This window comes from Bacteroides ilei (genome assembly GCF_900128495.1).
In the GTDB taxonomy this organism is placed as follows: Bacteria; Bacteroidota; Bacteroidia; order Bacteroidales; family Bacteroidaceae; genus Phocaeicola; species Phocaeicola ilei.
The window spans coordinates 3,327,121-3,342,771 of sequence record NZ_LT635801.1; the positions used below are offsets into that span (position 1 = coordinate 3,327,121).

Annotated in this window: 16 protein-coding genes; 8 read left to right on the forward strand and 8 right to left on the reverse strand. The window is 52.8% G+C overall.

All coding sequences use genetic code 11. The annotated features are described in order from the left end of the window. Positions 1 to 11: 11 nt before the first annotated feature. The 5 genes from BQ7489_RS14165 to BQ7489_RS14185 form a co-directional block, all read right to left on the reverse strand. On the reverse strand, positions 12 to 2,642 hold the full coding sequence (locus BQ7489_RS14165) for a DNA gyrase/topoisomerase IV subunit A (RefSeq protein WP_072531597.1): 2,631 nt from the start codon (positions 2,640 to 2,642) through the stop codon (positions 12 to 14). A 272-nt stretch (positions 2,643 to 2,914) separates the two neighbouring features. Further along, positions 2,915 to 3,154, reverse strand: coding sequence for a hypothetical protein (locus tag BQ7489_RS14170; protein WP_162617815.1), 240 nt, complete (start codon positions 3,152 to 3,154; stop codon positions 2,915 to 2,917). A 139-nt stretch (positions 3,155 to 3,293) separates the two neighbouring features. Further along, positions 3,294 to 3,593, reverse strand: coding sequence for a hypothetical protein (locus BQ7489_RS14175; protein WP_072531599.1), 300 nt, complete (start codon positions 3,591 to 3,593; stop codon positions 3,294 to 3,296). Between the two features lie 63 nt (positions 3,594 to 3,656). Further along, complete coding sequence (locus BQ7489_RS14180; RefSeq protein ID WP_072531600.1) at positions 3,657 to 4,109, reverse strand: HU family DNA-binding protein; 453 nt, start codon at positions 4,107 to 4,109, stop codon at positions 3,657 to 3,659. Between the two features lie 243 nt (positions 4,110 to 4,352). Beyond that, complete coding sequence (locus BQ7489_RS14185; RefSeq protein WP_072531601.1) at positions 4,353 to 4,796, reverse strand: HU family DNA-binding protein; 444 nt, start codon at positions 4,794 to 4,796, stop codon at positions 4,353 to 4,355. A 950-nt stretch (positions 4,797 to 5,746) separates the two neighbouring features. Here BQ7489_RS14185 and BQ7489_RS14190 point away from each other — a divergent pair. From BQ7489_RS14190 to BQ7489_RS14210, 5 genes are all read left to right on the forward strand, one after another. Continuing rightward, on the forward strand, positions 5,747 to 6,685 hold the full coding sequence (locus tag BQ7489_RS14190; RefSeq protein WP_162617816.1) for a hypothetical protein: 939 nt from the start codon (positions 5,747 to 5,749) through the stop codon (positions 6,683 to 6,685). Positions 6,686 to 6,697: 12 nt separating this feature from the next. Continuing rightward, a complete protein-coding gene (locus BQ7489_RS14195; RefSeq protein WP_072531603.1) occupies positions 6,698 to 7,504 on the forward strand; it encodes a hypothetical protein in 807 nt (268 codons plus the stop codon). A 12-nt stretch (positions 7,505 to 7,516) separates the two neighbouring features. Then, entirely contained in the window at positions 7,517 to 8,059 is a 543-nt protein-coding gene (locus BQ7489_RS14200; RefSeq protein WP_072531604.1) for a hypothetical protein, read from the forward strand. Between the two features lie 287 nt (positions 8,060 to 8,346). Beyond that, entirely contained in the window at positions 8,347 to 8,928 is a 582-nt protein-coding gene (locus tag BQ7489_RS14205) for a Panacea domain-containing protein (RefSeq protein WP_083580626.1), read from the forward strand. A 90-nt stretch (positions 8,929 to 9,018) separates the two neighbouring features. Then, positions 9,019 to 9,405, forward strand: a complete 387-nt coding sequence (locus tag BQ7489_RS14210; protein WP_083580628.1) for a hypothetical protein — start codon at positions 9,019 to 9,021, stop codon at positions 9,403 to 9,405. Positions 9,406 to 9,533: 128 nt separating this feature from the next. Here BQ7489_RS14210 and BQ7489_RS14215 read toward each other — a convergent pair whose 3' ends face one another. The 3 genes from BQ7489_RS14215 to BQ7489_RS14225 all read right to left on the reverse strand — a co-directional run bounded on the left by BQ7489_RS14215 (position 9,534) and on the right by BQ7489_RS14225 (position 12,188). After that, positions 9,534 to 10,109 carry a porin family protein gene (locus tag BQ7489_RS14215; protein WP_072531605.1) on the reverse strand — a complete coding sequence of 192 codons (576 nt, stop codon included), beginning with the start codon at positions 10,107 to 10,109 and terminating at the stop codon, positions 9,534 to 9,536. Positions 10,110 to 10,231: 122 nt separating this feature from the next. After that, on the reverse strand, positions 10,232 to 10,768 hold the full coding sequence (locus BQ7489_RS14220) for a hypothetical protein (protein WP_072531606.1): 537 nt from the start codon (positions 10,766 to 10,768) through the stop codon (positions 10,232 to 10,234). Between the two features lie 250 nt (positions 10,769 to 11,018). Then, positions 11,019 to 12,188, reverse strand: a complete 1,170-nt coding sequence (locus BQ7489_RS14225; protein ID WP_072531607.1) for a serine hydrolase domain-containing protein — start codon at positions 12,186 to 12,188, stop codon at positions 11,019 to 11,021. Between the two features lie 235 nt (positions 12,189 to 12,423). Between BQ7489_RS14225 and BQ7489_RS14230 the strand changes: the two genes are divergently transcribed. From BQ7489_RS14230 to BQ7489_RS14245, 3 genes are read left to right on the forward strand one after another with little or no spacing between them, the layout of a single operon-like run. Then, a complete protein-coding gene (locus tag BQ7489_RS14230; protein ID WP_072531608.1) occupies positions 12,424 to 12,708 on the forward strand; it encodes a hypothetical protein in 285 nt (94 codons plus the stop codon). Between the two features lie 58 nt (positions 12,709 to 12,766). Next, entirely contained in the window at positions 12,767 to 13,090 is a 324-nt protein-coding gene (locus tag BQ7489_RS14235; protein ID WP_072531609.1) for a hypothetical protein, read from the forward strand. 54 nt (positions 13,091 to 13,144) lie between these two features. After that, positions 13,145 to 15,592: a BT4734/BF3469 family protein gene (locus BQ7489_RS14245; protein ID WP_083580630.1), complete on the forward strand. Its 2,448-nt coding sequence runs from the start codon at positions 13,145 to 13,147 to the stop codon at positions 15,590 to 15,592. Positions 15,593 to 15,651 lie beyond the last annotated feature (59 nt).

Genomic DNA, 15,651 nt, shown 5'->3' on the forward strand with positions numbered 1-15,651 from the left:
TACACAGAGGGTTAGAATATGGTCATCTGTCCGTTCTCGTCGGGGGTATCGGCCTGTTCTTCATCGGCCGTGTCGGGCAGCTCGGGTTCCGGTTCGGGCATGCGTGTGGGTTCCAGCTCCTCGATGCGGTCTACGGTATAGGTGGTGAGCCTTTTCCCTTTCGCCTTGAAGCTCTTTACCCCCACAAAATCACTGGCTTCCACCACCAGCGGGTCGCGGAAGCTGTCGTGCCCCCCGAACACCACCTGGATGCGCGGGTATGCCTCGCCCGAAAGCAGGATGAGCCGGTTCTTCCGGTTCTCGCCCAGGTAATTCTGCCTTTTGGAAGAAGCCTCGAAGGCGAAGCGTTTCAGGTACGGGTAGTTCTGCTGGTCGGCGTCATAGAGCACGGCCGTGTAGACCTTGTTGGGGTCGAACTTCCCGATGAAGCTGATATCCGGGTCATAATGGTTGTTCAGGTCGAAGTCGGTAGTGTAGAAATCGCCGTTGCCGTGCACCACCAGGATGTAGTCGTCACTCTGGAACTCGCCCAGGAACTGGCCGCGCCCGTCGTAGTTGAGCCGGAGCACGTCATGGTCGAACCACACCTTCCTTCCGCCCAGCGTAGACCCTCCGCGCTGCTTGAGCCCTATCTTGTGCACCTCGAACTTGGTGAGCAGGTTACCCATAGACTGGCGTCCCTTGATGTTGATGGTGCTGAAGTCTTTCTCGAACACCAGCTTCTTGATGCGCGGGTTGGGGCGGAGCGTGATCTTGATCACCTCGGCTTCCCCGTTCGGGTTGGCGGTGAAGTACACGATCTTCGATCCCGGCGTACCCTGCGTCACGTCGTATTCCCGGTCGCGAATCCTAGACGTCACGTTGAAGCGCTTGATGTAGTGGTATCCGTTTTTCCCGTCGCGGTAAATCACGTTATAGATGGTACGCTTGTCGTTCTTCTTGAAGATGTTCACGTACAGGATGTTCTTCCCCACAAACAGCTTGTCCGAAACGCGTACTATCTTGTATTTCCCGTCCTTGAAGAAGATGATCACGTCGTCTATGTCCGAGCAGTTGCAGATGTATTCGTCCTTCTTCAGGCCGGTGCCGATGAATCCCTCCTCGCGGTTGATGTACAGCTTCTCGTTGGCCTCGGCCACCTTGGTAGCCACAATGGTATCGAAGTTGCGTATTTCGGTGCGCCGCGGGAAATCCGCCCCGTACTTCTCCTTCAGGTGCAGGAACCAGTCGACGGTATATTCGGTGATGTGCGCCAGGTGATGGTCTATCTCCTCCAGCTCGGACTTGAGGCGTGCTATCAGCTCGTCGGCCTTGTCCTTGTTGAACTTCAGGATGCGCGCCATCTTGATTTCCATCAGCTTGAGGATGTCTTCCTTGGTCACCTCACGCACCAGTTGCGGATAGTAGGGCGTGAGCCGCTCGTCGATGTGCTCGCAGGCGGCGTCCATGTTCTCGGCCTGTTCGAACTCCCTGTCCTTGTAGATGCGTTCCTCTATGAAGATCTTTTCCAGCGACGCGAAATGCAGGGTTTCCAGCGTCTCGTCGCGCCGGATGTGGAGTTCCTTCTGGAGCAGATGCAGGGTGTTGTCGGCCGATTTCTTCAGCACGGCGCTCACCGTGAGGAAGCAAGGCTTCTTGTTGTCTATCACACAGCAGTTGGGCGAGATGTTCACCTCACAATCGGTAAAGGCATACAGGGCGTCCAGCGTCTTGTCCGACGAGGTTCCCGGCGCCAGGTGAATCAGAATCTCCACCTTTTCGGCCGTATTGTCGTCTACCTTGCGTATCTTGATCTTGCCCTTTTCATTGGCTTTCAGTATGGAGTCTATCAGTGAGCCCGTGGTCTTTCCGTAAGGTATTTCACTGATGCACAGCGTCTTGTTATCCAGCTTCGAGATCTTGGCCCGCACGCGCACCACCCCTCCGCGTTCGCCGTCGTTGTAGCGCGACACGTCTATCGATCCCCCCGTCTGGAAATCGGGGTAGAGCCGGAAATCCTCCCCTTTCAGGTAGGCTATGGCGGCGTCACAAAGCTCGTTGAAATTGTGCGGCAGGATTTTCGACGAAAGTCCTACGGCTATACCCTCCACTCCCTGAGCGAGGAGGAGCGGGAACTTGACCGGGAGCGTTACGGGCTCGCGGTTACGTCCGTCGTAGGAAGCTTGCCACTCGGTAGTCTTCGGGTTGAACACCACGTCGAGGGCGAACTTCGAAAGCCTCGCCTCGATGTAACGTGGAGCGGCGGCGCTGTCGCCCGTGAGGATATTCCCCCAGTTCCCCTGGCAGTCTATGAGCAGGTCCTTCTGTCCCAGCTGTACCAGCGCGTCGCCTATGGAGGCGTCGCCGTGCGGGTGGAACTGCATGGTGTGCCCCACAATGTTGGCCACCTTGTTGTAGCGTCCGTCGTCCATGCGTTTCATGGAGTGCAGAATGCGGCGCTGTACCGGTTTCAGTCCGTCGATGATATGGGGCACGGCACGTTCCAGAATCACATACGAGGCATAGTCCAGAAACCAGTTCTGGTACATGCCGCTCAACTGGTGCTTTACCGAGTCGTCGTTCGTGTCGGCGGGTCTGTAGTCGGAATGTCCTTCTTTTTCGGGGTTCAACGTATCGTCTGTATTAAATGTATCTTCGCTCATAGACATGGTTTAAAGAAGTGGTGATAGGTCACGCAAAGATAAGAAAAAATTTTGTCCGGCTTCATGTTTCCCGGAGAATAAACCGGCCCGGAGGCCCGTTTTGTGATCTGTCCGGACTAGGAATCGGTGATTATGGCATATTCTTTGTGGGGCGGGGCCTGCGGATTTGTGGGCTGAACCTGCGGATTTGTGGGATAAGGCCTCGGGATTTGTGGGGCGGAACCTTCGGATTTGTGGGACAGGACCTCCGGAAACGGCGAAGCCCCCGGTTTTTATCCGGAGGCTTTTCTTACCAGCACCGCCACGCATACGGCTATGAGGGCGATGGGCAGGATGCGCGATGTGTGGTCCTCCCGGCCTCCGTCGGCCTGGGGAGCGGGGAGATACACCACCGAGTCGCGTTCAATGATGCGGATGCTGTCTCGGATGTTGTACACATCCAGTTGCAGGCGTGAGGCTTGTGGCTGGCGTGAGGCTTGTGGCAGGGTATCCAGGCGCAGGCTGTACCGCATGTGCGGGGTGGCGGCGGCGCTTACTTCGGCCAGGGAGATGCGTTTCAGGGTATCCACGCGTATCAGGGCGGTGAGCGACAACGAGTCCCTTGCGGCGAAGGTCCGCACACGCTCCGTCACCGTAGTGACGGGCAGGCGGTCAGGTGTCCGGCATGCGCATAGCATCGATGCGGCTATTAAGGCGATTGACTTCATCGCGCAATAACTGGTTTTCATGTACTAGCTGTTTGATTTTCAGGGTAAGGTCGATGTTGGTGGCTTTCACTTCGCACAGCTCCTTGATGCTTTCGTCGTACGAGGCGGCGAGCGAGTCGATGGAGTGCTGGAGCGAGGCGATGAAGTCGTTCCGCTTTTGCTTGCGGGTTACCAGGTAGGTGCCCGCCCCCGTGAGGGCGGACGCCACAACCGGGATGAGGAGGGAGAGCAGGGTTTCACTCATAGGGTTTCAAAGAGGTTACTCACAGGGTTAGGGTTACTTATAGGGTATCAAAGGGGAGCCGTATTACATGCCGAGCTCGTCTTCAACTCCGTCCTCTTCCGTTCCCGTGCCTGTCGTCTTGGCAGCTATGCTGCCGATGCTCACCAGCTTCACGCCCTGCTCGGCGGCGTTCTTGAGGTTCTTTTTCGGGCGCATGCGCACGTTCACCCTCTCGATGGCCGATTTGCTGAAGGCTTCGGGCGTTTCCGCACCCTTGCTGTTGAAGGTAACCTTGAACGATGCGAAGCCGTCCAGCGTTACGGTCCGGCCCGACGCCAGCGTTTCGGCTATGGCCGTGGCGCAGTCCTCGATGATGGTTTTCACGGAACCGGCGGAGCGTCCGGCGCGGGGAGCGATGTAGTCGCACACCTCGTTCAGTGTGGCTGTTCCTGTCATTTTCTGTGTCGCGTAGTATTTCACTTCCCCTTCGGGGTCTCCGGGCGTCTTACGTGGAATTACTTTGTAGAATACACTCATGGTTCGAAATTTTTATTGGGTTGTTAATCTTTTCCGTTAATGGTTCTTGTTAATCGTTTTTGTTGATCGTTCTTTCCGTTGATCGTTATCCGTTAATGGTTCTTTCGTTGATCGTTCTATCCGTTAATCGTTTTCCGTTAATGGTTCTTTCGTTGATCGTTCTATCCGTTAATCGTTTTCCGTTGATGGTTCTTTTGTTAATCGTTCTTTCCGTTGATCGTTATCCGTTAATGGTTATCCGTGTTACACCATTTCCTCTTCAGCTTCCTCTTCAGGAATACCGGCCAGGCTGTTGTAGAGCGATTCCGCATCGGTCAGGCTGGCGCCGTTAATCTGGCTGGTGATGGTGAATCCCGGAATGAAATGCAGTTTCTTCTCATCGATCTGCGACAGGTGGAAATCGTTTTTGGTAATGCTTCCCGACTTGTTGCGCAGGCGGAGCTGGATGATTCCGAAGTTGCCCAGGTCTACGTTCCGTCCCTGCCCGATGAAGTAGACAATCGCTTCGCACAGGTCGTACAGGATTCCGGCTACCGTTCCTACGGAATGTCCCGAGCGTCGGGCCACCTGGATGGCCAGGTCGTTCAGCGTGGCGCGTCCCATCGATGCGCCGGCGGCATAATACTTGTATGTTCCCTGAGGGTCGCGCGGGTCAACCCGTTTTACTACTCGATAATAGATGCTCATAATTGGATTTTTGAAGTTTTAAGGTTAGACGTTCAGGTTAATTTTCTGGTCGTTTTCAGGTTAGATTCAGGTTGTTTTCAGGTTGTTTCAGGTTCGTTTTCAAATTTGTTTCTCAGATTTCTTTCAGGTTAGATTCGGTTTGTTTCAGGTTAGATTCAGGTTATTTTCTGGTTGTTTTCATGTTGTTTTCTGGTTATTTTCTGGTTCGTGTTTTTTGGAATCCGATGCGGCCGTTCCGGAACCGCTCCGCATCAATTTTATACCGCAAAGCTAGGGAAGTTCAATTGTGATGCCAAAAAACGGGTGCCGCTAAGGTGTGAAAATCTGTTAACGAAGAAAAGTTTTTTTTTCGGAGTACTTCGGGGTGGGGTGATGCCGTCGTCTCTGTGGTGATGCCGTCGTCTCTGTGTGGTGATGCCGTTTGTTACCTGTGTGGTGCCGCCGTCTCTGTGGTGATGCCGTTGCTTGTGTGGTGATGCCGTCATTACCTTGGGTAGCGATACCCGTTGCCTCCATAACGGTGCCCCTCTTTTGCGTTACAGCCCTTACATTACAAACCTTACAGTTTATTAAAAGTGAAAAACGGCATTGCCTGCATGGATACTTCCACTATAAATTTTATATTATATATATAATATATATATTATATATATAATATAAGAAATATATTTACATTTTTACAATTATCCGTTAAAAGCGGATTTATGTTTGTGTAATGCTGTAAGTTTTGTAATGTAAGAATAAATATGCAATAAATATATAGAAATGCATATGCAAAAAAATTTTCAGCTTTTTTAATAAAGTTAATTAAAAACAAGTGTAAAATATTATCTTTGCAAAAATGGTTACTAATTGACTGACGCATACGCATACGGGAGTTCTGTGTCTTTCCTCATGGCGGCATGGGTTATTCGCTTAACCTTAATCAGACAGAAGAAGAACAGAAAAACATGAGTACATTCAGCTATTACAATTACCAGTTCTCCCGGCTTGTGCCCTCCTCGTCCGTGCAGGATGAGTTTTCTACTACCACCGCTTCGACCACCGTCCATGCCGACGGAAATTTCGCCCGCAAACAGGAAATCCTATCCGAAATTCTGGCCGCCGACAGCGACGGCTCACGGAAAATCGTGTTCAGAAGTCCGCGGGGCAAGAAGCGCCACCTGCACAGCTACCTGGTTCCGTATGCCGACGGGATGGCGGTAATGAAGATCTCGAACCGCCGGGCGCATGTGGTAGAGAAGGAAGACTTCACGAAAGAGACGTGCGACGAGTTCCCCTCCTGTATCGTGGTGATAGACAACCGTCCCGGCATCCAGCGTATCGTCATCGAGAAGCGGGCGCTGGCCTTTGCGGGCGTTGACCAGGTGCAGGGCATCCTGCAGAGCACCCTGCGCCGCCTGCTGCGTCCTTACGGCCTGAGCGTGAGCATCGACCAGCTGCATACCCGTTCGGCCTTCTGGGATGTGGCGAACGATGCGGGGCGGTATCCGCTCGGGTTCCGCCGCATCAGCTTCCGGTTGCCCCACCTCAACCTGGAGCGCCTGCGCAAGGCGATGGAAAGTTACATGACCATGGCCCGCGAATCGTACGGGAGCGACCTCTCCTGGAGCCAGGAATCTGTGAAGGGAGGCCGCCTGAAGCTCGACGAGAACGATACCTTCCAGGCTTCGCTGGTGGGCGCGCTGATGGAGGAGGTGGGAGGCAACAACGTGATTACCCTGCTTCCGAACGGCAAGGGGCGGAAACCCGTCCATGTGGGCAAAGACAACTACCTGACGGGGGATATAGCCGCCGATGTGTTCGACAGGCTGGCGGAAAGTGACTCCGCCGGCAGGGATGAGGCGATGGAACGGATCAAGGCATTTACCAGTCGCTTTATCGATTAGGGAGGGGAAGTCATGACCGCATACGAAAGACGCAATCTGTTTGACCGATATAAGCAGGACGCCCTGTTCAGGCAATGGCTGCCTACGCTGGGCGTGCTGGCCCGTGCCGGACATGGGGGCGAGGTGGAGGTGTGGCACGAAGTGGAACGGATGCTCCGCCTGCTGGGGCGCGAACCCGAATGGCGTGAAGCGGAGGTAGAATTTCTTTACACGGAGCTTTGCGAACGTTATCCGTCGGCGCCCGTATTCCGTGCGGCGGTCATGGCGGTTCTCTTTACCTGCCTGGCCGATGCCACTCCCGCCGCCGACCGTGTACACGAGAATCCGCACGCTCCGGTGTGTGTGGCCATCTGCGTCATGATGGGCGGCGAAAGACGCTTCCATGCCCTGCTCGACGCCTTTTTCCGGCGTACGAAAGATAACCGCGGCAGGCGGGTGGTGCTTCCGGTAACGGATTACCTGGCCGGTGCGGACGGCGGAGGGACGGTAGAACCGGAGGATGCCCCGAAGAAGGCGGAGATCGGTGTGGAGCCGGTGAGGGTGGAAGAAGCGGTCGATGTGGAAATGCTGGAAAATCTGGTGATGAATGCCTTGGAGCGGGATGATGTGAACAGGCTGAACACCCTGAAGCTCAGGCTGTACGAGCTGAAAAGGCCACATGTAACCAATCCGCTTATAGCTCGCATCGACGAGCGGATTTCACTCTTGGCCGGCGGACAGATGGTGACGCAGAACATCTTCCATGCGGGAGCGAACCAGTTTTATAAAAGTAGCCTGCAAAGTCCGGTGATAGGCAGGACCGAGCGGATAGAACCTTAACAGAAAAACACTATGGATAGTAAAAATGACGGACAACAACCGGTTGTAAACAACATCTACGGCTTCCAGTTCAACGGTTGCCAGATAACGAACCCTACCTTCCAGACGGTAATGCCCAGCAGTACAGGCGCAGAGAAAACGGAGGCGGACGGGGAGCGGAACGTAAGCCGTGAACACGATGTAGACCGGGAAAACGGTGTAAGCCGTGAACACAATGTAAGCCGGAAACAAGATGTAGCCCCGGAGCAGGAAGCGGCTTTGCTGGCGGATGATCTTCTTCCGGAACCGTTGCGTACCGCCGAGGCGCAGGCCCTCTTGGAGCGGATGTGCTCGGCAGGTATTCTGGACGGACGGTGGCAGCCCGTCGGCCTGTCAATTACCCAGAAGGGCGTGCTCGCCTCGGAGCTGGCCGACAGGCTGGGGATAAAGCACCTGTGGAAAACCTTCGGCGGTTTGTGGCACATGAACTCCGAAACCTTGCGGACAGGGTGCGGGAAGTCGATGGACCAGAGGCGTATAAGTGAGTTCAGGGAACGGATCAGGAAGGTGATGTGAACGGTAGAGCGGCAAGAATCAAGTTTATAAAGCACACTATTTTGTTAATGTTCCTTAAAATAGAAGGAAATGGAATAAAACTTTTCATTATGCTGCGTTATATATTCGACACTTCAATCATAGCACCGGCAGATATGGTTAACCTTTCCCTATGCCGGGGTTTGTACCGTGATGAAGATTATTGAAAATATTTTAAAACACTGAATAGAGAAAGATGAAATAGCAGAAAATCAAGATAATTTCGTAAATTTGCCACACAAAGATTCTAACCATTCATTCATTTTATCATGGCACATGTTCAAGCACTGACTCATGATGATATCCTCAAGCTGAAGGCTATTGTCCTCTATATCGTCAACCAATGCGGAACCGTCGATATTTTCCATATCCTGAAGATTCTGTATTTTGCTGACCGTGCGCATTATGCCGAATGGGGAACCCGGCTTTCAAACGATACCTTTTGTGCCATGGATAACGGTCCTGTGGCTTCGCACCTGTATAATGCTTTGAAGGACGTAACCGGAAAGGAACCTTTACGTGCGGGATCACCTTTGAAAATGATTTCGGATGCGCTTTATCAGGCCGACCCGTTGTATGAAAACTATGTCTGTGCCCGTGAAAAGGCGGATATGGATGAATTGTCGGCCTCGGATATCGAGTGTCTGGACCGGTCGATTGCCGAAAATAAAGGTCAGGGTTTCGGTGCGCTCTCTCAGAAGTCGCATGACCGGGCTTGGCAGGAAGCCTACGCCAGGCAGAAAAATTCGGAGATGGACCCGCTTCTGATGGCCGAAGCAGGAGGAGCTTCGGAAGAAACGCTTGAGTTTATCAAGGAGAACAGGGAGTTTGACCGGTTGTTGGCTATCTGATTTTACGGTTATGGTTTCGTTGAAGGATCTGTTGTCGCAGGAATCGAAAGAAAACCTGCTTCAATCAATAGGGAGGGGGATATAATCCGTATGAAGCTGACGACGGCTGAAGGTATTACTCCCAAGAATCCGGGCGATACGGATCGGAACAAATATTTTGTAGTATTAGGCAAGACCCCCGACGGAGGTCTGATAGGTTTTGTTATAATCAATACCCGTATTAATGAGAAGTTGTCTCCTAAGCTCAAAGCCCTCCATTATCCGATTTCTTCTTCCAAATATCCTTTTTTGGAAATAAACCGTTTCGTCTTTTGCGGAGATTTGAAGGAAATTTCTTCTGACGTCTTTGCCCATCGCTACAAATGTGAAAGTTTCGGTAAAATAGCAGATGATGACATGGAACTGATTATAGCAACCGTTATCCAGTCGGGTAACGTATCGCCGAAGCGTTTGAAAAAGTTTGGCCTCTTGAAGTAATGACGGCTTGATAATCAGTCATTTTCCCATTCACGTACCATCTACGCTGTATCATCCCGTACCAGTTCTTTTCCCGTACCATACCTTTGCCTTTGTAACCGGAACGGATACCGATTGCCCGATATATGTTAATGAATACGGAATCTGTAACCAAGGGTCAGGGTGAATGCCAGATTTCTGGCATAGCTGTCATCAAACGGTGAGATGAATCCGTGCTGGCCGGTCAGGTTCAGCAGAATATTGCCGAATTCGGCCCCTATGCCATATTGGAGTCCCAGGTCGGAACGCCTGGCTTTGCCTTCTCCGAAATAATTTGTGCTGACTAACATCCCTTTATCTTCGGTTTTCGTCTTTCCGCCGAGACCGAAGGCCAGGTAAGGCCCTGCGTTGGCAACGAAATTCACGTTGTCGGATATGGGTACCTTGAAGGCGGCCAGCAACGGGATTTCAAGGTAATGCGCCTTGGCCTTGATGTGGGATACCTTGTAACCTTTTCCGGTGAACATCAGTCCGGTCTGGAAAGCCCATTTGTTGTTGATCGGGTAGTCCATACCCACGCCTAAGGCGTATCCCGTTTTCATGCTGGTGGTGTTGTTGGCGTTTACGTTGGCCATCAATATTCCCACTTTGGCGTCGAACCGCACCTGAGAGAATCCTGCCAGGGCGTAGCCCCCCAATAATAGCGTGAACAATAGTTTCTTCATGATCTGTCCGTTTTGGTAAAAGCCCTTGTCCCCGTAGGCTTTTGTTTGTAGATCAGGCGGGGGACTTCCTCTTTCCGGGGAGGAGCGCCGGGTGGTAATGTGGTGAATGGTTAGATGAATGGTTATGGAGTGCCGAGTGTTATGACCGCCAGTGAATAGTTGTTTTCAATTTGCAGAGGGGTATATGCCCTTCCTTCATATTCTATGCGGTAACATTTGGCCTGTCTCCCGTCTTTAGGTATAAGGCATAAATCCCAATAGGTTATGAATTCATGTATATCTTCATCTCCAAAAACATAGGGACATTTTATTTGATAAGTGATTTTTCTAAGATCTTGACTTAATGATGTATATGAAGCTGTCAGTGTGGTACTTATATTCTTGAAAGAAATTATATTCAGGTAGCCTTCGTACTTGATCTGAAACCTGTCGGGCCCTTCCAGCTCTTCTCCGTTTCTGTAGTTTTTAGGAATTATGTAAAGTTCCCGTACCGTTGACTCATTGATTCCACCCAATAGATTATTACCGGAAGAATCTCTGAAATTGAATGCCAGATTATAATAATGCGTATCATTAAACATACGATTACTTTGAAGGTCACAAGATGTTGAACAGGCAATTGCTATAATCAGTAATATCGTATTTATGATTTTCATCATGTCATTTTTAATATTTGGTTACCGTTACGGTTGCTTAAAAGATTATGTAATTGCTAAAAATAGTAAACATAATTCACATATCAAAAATTTATGATGGATTTTATTTTTGCCCGTACCATACCTTTGCCTCTGTAACCGGAACGGATACCGATTGCCCGATATATGTTAATGAATATTAAATATCGAACAAAAATAATCAAACTTTTCATTATGCTGCGTTATAAGGGTGTATGTATGGCCGAAGTGTCGGTTAAATACCCTCGTTTTTTCCCAGTATCTTCATGGCTATATCCATATACCGTGTGATGTCGGTTGTAATCTCACGGGTATATACGTCGCTACGTTTGCGGCCCAGGCGCACGACGATGGCATCCAGCGCGGGGATGGCGATGATGTATTGCCCCAGCATCCCGCGCATGTAGGGACAACGCATCCCGCGATAATCCATTATCCACGTTTGGAAGCCGTAGTAACTGAGGGGGTCCTTGCCCCATTGGTCTTTCAGGTACGAAGCGGGACGCATCATTTCGTCCATATAGGCTTCGGAAACCAGTTGGCGGCCGTGCCAGTTGCCGCGATGCAACAGGAGACTGGCGAAACGGGCCACGTCACGTGCCGTAGTGTGGAAACAGCAGAAAGCCTTTTCGTCGCCGTCTTTCTTGTCGAGCAACCAGTAGGCATCCCGTTCGGCCTGCATCGGACGCCAGAGCTTCTCTTCGGCATAGTCGCTCAGCGTTTGCCCGGTGGCGGCTTCGATGACGAATGCCAGTAGTTGCGTTTCGCCGCTTCGGTAGGAATATTGCACGCCGGGGCGGTCAACCACTTCCAGGCCGGTTACCAGGTCGTAGAGGTCATTGCCGTAATAGCCGTGTGTGGTGACGGAGAAAAGTGAAGCGTATGCCTCGTCCCACGCCATGCCGCCGCTCATGGTCAGCAAGTGGCGCAGGGTGACGTCGGCCTGCATCCCTTTCGTATAGGAAGGTATGTAGCGTGATACGGAATCGTCCAGACTATGAATTTTCCCTTCGTCGAGGGCGATACCCGTCAGCAGTCCCACGATGGTTTTTGTGGCGGAATAGAGGTTTGAGGTCAGCGTGTCGTTCCATCCGTCACGGTAGCTTTCGAACAGGATGCTGTCATGCCGGATGACAAGGAATGACACGGTGCGCAGGCTATCCAGGTAGTGCGCGTCATCCTCTGCCAGTGGGTAGCGGTTATAGTCGGCCGAGAGGGGCCAGTGCCACACGTCAGCGGGATTATGGTGTACCGTATGCCGGTGAAAAGTTTCCAGGTCGTCGATGACGGGCATCCAGTGGATGAGTGCCTGACGGGCGTAATAGGGCAGGGAGGCATACACCACACCAATCACTACAACCAGGGCGATGAGCAGGCGGATGATGTTTTTCTTCTTCTTTTTCATAGGGATATGTTTTCATCGGAACATGCTTCCATGGGGATTCCATAAGGCTATGTTTCCACAAACTTAATAAAAATCTCTGGAACGTCCTTCTTTTTCCCGTACCACCTACGCCGTACCATCCCCGTAGCAGTTTTTTATTTTCCCCCTACCATACCTTTGCCTCTGTAACCGGAACAGATACCGGTTGCGGGGGCATTTCGTTTTGTATGCCTCCAACCTCTAAAATAATGGAACTATGAAAAAACTGATGAAGGTGCTCAGGCAGGGCGAAGCGTTTGCCGTGCAGAGTCAGAAGGCCGAGGGCGGACAGGTGATGAAGTGTAACATCGTGTTGCAGGAACTGGGCGGAAAGTACGAAGATTCTTATGTGGCGGTGATGCTGGGAAGCCTGGCTTCGTGCCGGTTTTATGCGGGCGACCTGGTGTATGCCGCACTCCGTTTCCAGACGCGCGAGTATAACGGACAGGTGTTTCAGGACATCCTGGTGCAGGACCTTGTGAAAATGAACGCTATCGGTTGAAGCTTTATGAAACCGCGTGAAAATGCTGATTGGTTGAATCTTTTAAAAACGGAATCGTATGGAACTGACTATTCAATTGAGCGACAAGATTTATGAACGGCTCCTTTCTACCGGTAGCCGTATTCAGGGAACCATCGGGCTGACGAGCCCCCATGCCGGGAATTTCAATGAACACGTGCGGCATACCGACGCCGACGGGGGGATAGGTGCCCGGTACATCCGCCTGCGCCACGGAAGGGCTACGGTCAATGAAAAACGGGTGTGCCTCTCGCTACGCATCAGTCTGGACGAGGCGAATATCATCCCTTCGGAGGCCATCGAGGTGGAGAGCCGGCAGGCCAGTAATTTCGTGGACGAGGCGCTGTATCTGATCAACGGCTGATGCCGGGAAATGTAGAATCTTGTCGGTTGACTCACAAAAAAATAATGATCAAGTATGTTTGGAATAGGTAACAATGTAAGAAGCCGGGTGGTGCGTGAATGTACCCCCGAGCTGTTCTATAAAGCGATAGACTCGCCATCGGTGGCAAAGGTGTGCGCTGAGATAGAGGATGCGCTCGAGGCCGTCCGGCGGGGCGAGATGAGTAAGGAGGATTATGATATCCTGAAGGCCGACCGCAAGAAGAGGCTTCCGGTCATCACCCCGCACGCCACGTTCAGGAACGGGCGGAGGCTGAATGTCGATGCGGTGCCCAGCGGACTCTCGATGTATGATGTGGACCACATCAACGACCCGCGGGGTTATTACCGGGAGCATGTGGCCGGACGGGAAGCCGAATTGGGGGTAGTGCTGGCGCACATCACGCCCAGTACGGAGGGGTTGCGCCTGCTCTTTGTGATTCCCCGTGCAGACATGGGGCTGGATGCCGCACAACGCTGGATGAGCGGACGGCTGGCAGGTGCCGGATATGATGAGGCGGTGAAGGACCTGGCACGTTGCTCGTTCCTGGTGCCGAGGGACTATATCCTGTTTCTGGACGAGGAAAGGCTTTTCAGTTCCGGAAACATGGAGGCGGAAAGTAAAGAACCTGCGGAAAACGAAAATCCTTCAAGTCCCGAAGAATCTGCAAGTCCCGGAAAACTTTCAAGTCCCGAAGAACCTGCAAGTTCTGAAAAGCTTGCGAAAGGGAAACTACCTGCGAAAGGGAAAGCGTCTGCGGAAAATAAAGCACCTGCGGAAACACCTCTCAGTGATCTTAGTGATGAGGCCCCGGAAAAGGGCGGTGATGCTTTCTTACCCCATACCGATGGGGATGCTTACGGCGATACTTCCTTAACCTTCAAGGGGATTCCCTACGCCGGAATCATCCGCCAGTGGTTCCTCCTTACCGGGGGCGAGCCGCAGAAGGGGGAGCGGAACACACGCCTGCATCGCCTGGCCTCGCACCTGCGCTACATAGCCGATAACGACGAGGAGCTGCTTCTGCGCATCATGCCCCGCTACGGCCTGACGGAGGAGGAGATGCGCGGACTGGTACACTCGGCCTGCTCGGCCCGCTTCTACTCTACGCCGAAGGAAATGAAGCAGGCCATCGACAAGGCCCGGGAAACGGTCGACGGGGCTCCGGCGGAGGAGGAAGAGCGTGACGGACCGCCGGCCATGCCCAGGCGTCTGCCGGCACTCATCGCCCTCTTGCTGAGCCGCACGCCGGATGTGTACAAGCCTGCCGTGGCTCATGCGGTGTTCCCTTCGCTGGCGGCGCATCTGCACCGTACACGTTTCAGGTACATCGACAATGTGCTGCATGAGGCTACCCTGATGAACGTGCTCATGGCGGGCACGGGAGCCGGGAAGGACTGCATTTCGGAACCTATCAACCGCATCATGGCCGATATCCGCCGCCGCGACGAGGAGAACCTGCGCCGGGAGCGGGAATGGAAGAACGAGGTGAGCTCGAAAGGGGCCAACAAGGACAGGCGTGCGCGCCCCGAGGGACTGGTCATCCAGGAGATTGACGCGGACATGACGAACCCGGCCTTCGTGATGCGTACCGCCGAGGCGGACGGGCATTTCCTTTATACGAAGCTGAATGAGATAGACCAGTTCGACTCGTTGAAGGGGAGCAATAGGAGCCAGCAGCAGTTCCAGATCATGTGCCTGGCGTTCGACCCGGGAAACCGCTACGGGCAGACCCGTGTGGGGGTGCAGAGCGTGACCGAGAAGGTTACCATCCGCTTCAACTGGAATGCCGCCACCACGGTTCTGAAGGGGAAACGCTACTTCAGCCGGGTGCTGACCGACGGACCTGTATCGCGCATCAACTTCTGTACCATCCCCGAGCGGGAGATTGGGGCGGAGATGCCGGTCTACGGTGAGTATGACGCGGGTTTCGACGAGGAGCTTCGGCCTTACATCGAGAACCTGACGCGGGCTACGGGCGAAGTGGAATGTCCCGAAGCCTTCCGCCTGGCCCGGAAGCTGAAGGAGGAATGTGCCGACTTCGCCCGCCTGTCGCAAAGCAGGGTGTATGAGAACCTGAGTTTCCGGGCCAACGTCATAGCCTACCTCAAGGCGTGTGTGCTCTATGTGGCTTCCGGCATGAAATGGGACAAGACGATGGAGGAGTTCATCCGGTGGTCGTTGCAATACGACCTGTGGTGCAAGATGGACTTTTTCGGCGCGGACATCGAGGAGGCGATGTGCCGGATGGCCGATGAGGGGAAGAAGCGGTACAGACGGACAAACCTGCTGGGCATGCTTCCCGATTTGTTCACGCTGGAGGAGGCCGTCAAGGTGCGGATTTCGCAGGGGATGGACGCGGCGGGCACCCGCAACATGCTGGCGCAATGGACGCATCGCCATTACATTACAAAACTTACAGTTAATGAAAGTGGAATAAAGGGCCTACATGCCTCGGCCGTAGTCTATAAAAAGATAATATGATGGAATGACTCTTGCTAAAATGATAAATGGCTCTTGCCAAAAGATAAAATGACTCTTAC

Excerpts from the sequence above, each read along its gene's own strand:
- BQ7489_RS14235 (WP_072531609.1), top strand. The coding sequence starts at position 12,767 with ATGGAACTGACTATTCAATTGAGCGACAAGATTTATGAACGGCTCCTT.
- BQ7489_RS14230 (WP_072531608.1), top strand. The coding sequence starts at position 12,424 with ATGAAAAAACTGATGAAGGTGCTCAGGCAGGGCGAAGCGTTTGCCGTG.
- BQ7489_RS14205 (WP_083580626.1), top strand. The coding sequence starts at position 8,347 with ATGGCACATGTTCAAGCACTGACTCATGATGATATCCTCAAGCTGAAG.
- BQ7489_RS14190 (WP_162617816.1), top strand. The coding sequence starts at position 5,747 with ATGAGTACATTCAGCTATTACAATTACCAGTTCTCCCGGCTTGTGCCC.
- BQ7489_RS14165 (WP_072531597.1), bottom strand. The coding sequence starts at position 2,642 with ATGAGCGAAGATACATTTAATACAGACGATACGTTGAACCCCGAAAAA.
- BQ7489_RS14210 (WP_083580628.1), top strand. The coding sequence starts at position 9,019 with ATGAAGCTGACGACGGCTGAAGGTATTACTCCCAAGAATCCGGGCGAT.
- BQ7489_RS14195 (WP_072531603.1), top strand. The coding sequence starts at position 6,698 with ATGACCGCATACGAAAGACGCAATCTGTTTGACCGATATAAGCAGGAC.
- BQ7489_RS14185 (WP_072531601.1), bottom strand. The coding sequence starts at position 4,796 with ATGAGCATCTATTATCGAGTAGTAAAACGGGTTGACCCGCGCGACCCT.
- BQ7489_RS14175 (WP_072531599.1), bottom strand. The coding sequence starts at position 3,593 with ATGAGTGAAACCCTGCTCTCCCTCCTCATCCCGGTTGTGGCGTCCGCC.
- BQ7489_RS14225 (WP_072531607.1), bottom strand. The coding sequence starts at position 12,188 with ATGAAAAAGAAGAAGAAAAACATCATCCGCCTGCTCATCGCCCTGGTT.
- BQ7489_RS14200 (WP_072531604.1), top strand. The coding sequence starts at position 7,517 with ATGGATAGTAAAAATGACGGACAACAACCGGTTGTAAACAACATCTAC.
- BQ7489_RS14170 (WP_162617815.1), bottom strand. The coding sequence starts at position 3,154 with ATGCGGTACAGCCTGCGCCTGGATACCCTGCCACAAGCCTCACGCCAG.
- BQ7489_RS14180 (WP_072531600.1), bottom strand. The coding sequence starts at position 4,109 with ATGAGTGTATTCTACAAAGTAATTCCACGTAAGACGCCCGGAGACCCC.
- BQ7489_RS14245 (WP_083580630.1), top strand. The coding sequence starts at position 13,145 with ATGTTTGGAATAGGTAACAATGTAAGAAGCCGGGTGGTGCGTGAATGT.
- BQ7489_RS14215 (WP_072531605.1), bottom strand. The coding sequence starts at position 10,109 with ATGAAGAAACTATTGTTCACGCTATTATTGGGGGGCTACGCCCTGGCA.
- BQ7489_RS14220 (WP_072531606.1), bottom strand. The coding sequence starts at position 10,768 with ATGATGAAAATCATAAATACGATATTACTGATTATAGCAATTGCCTGT.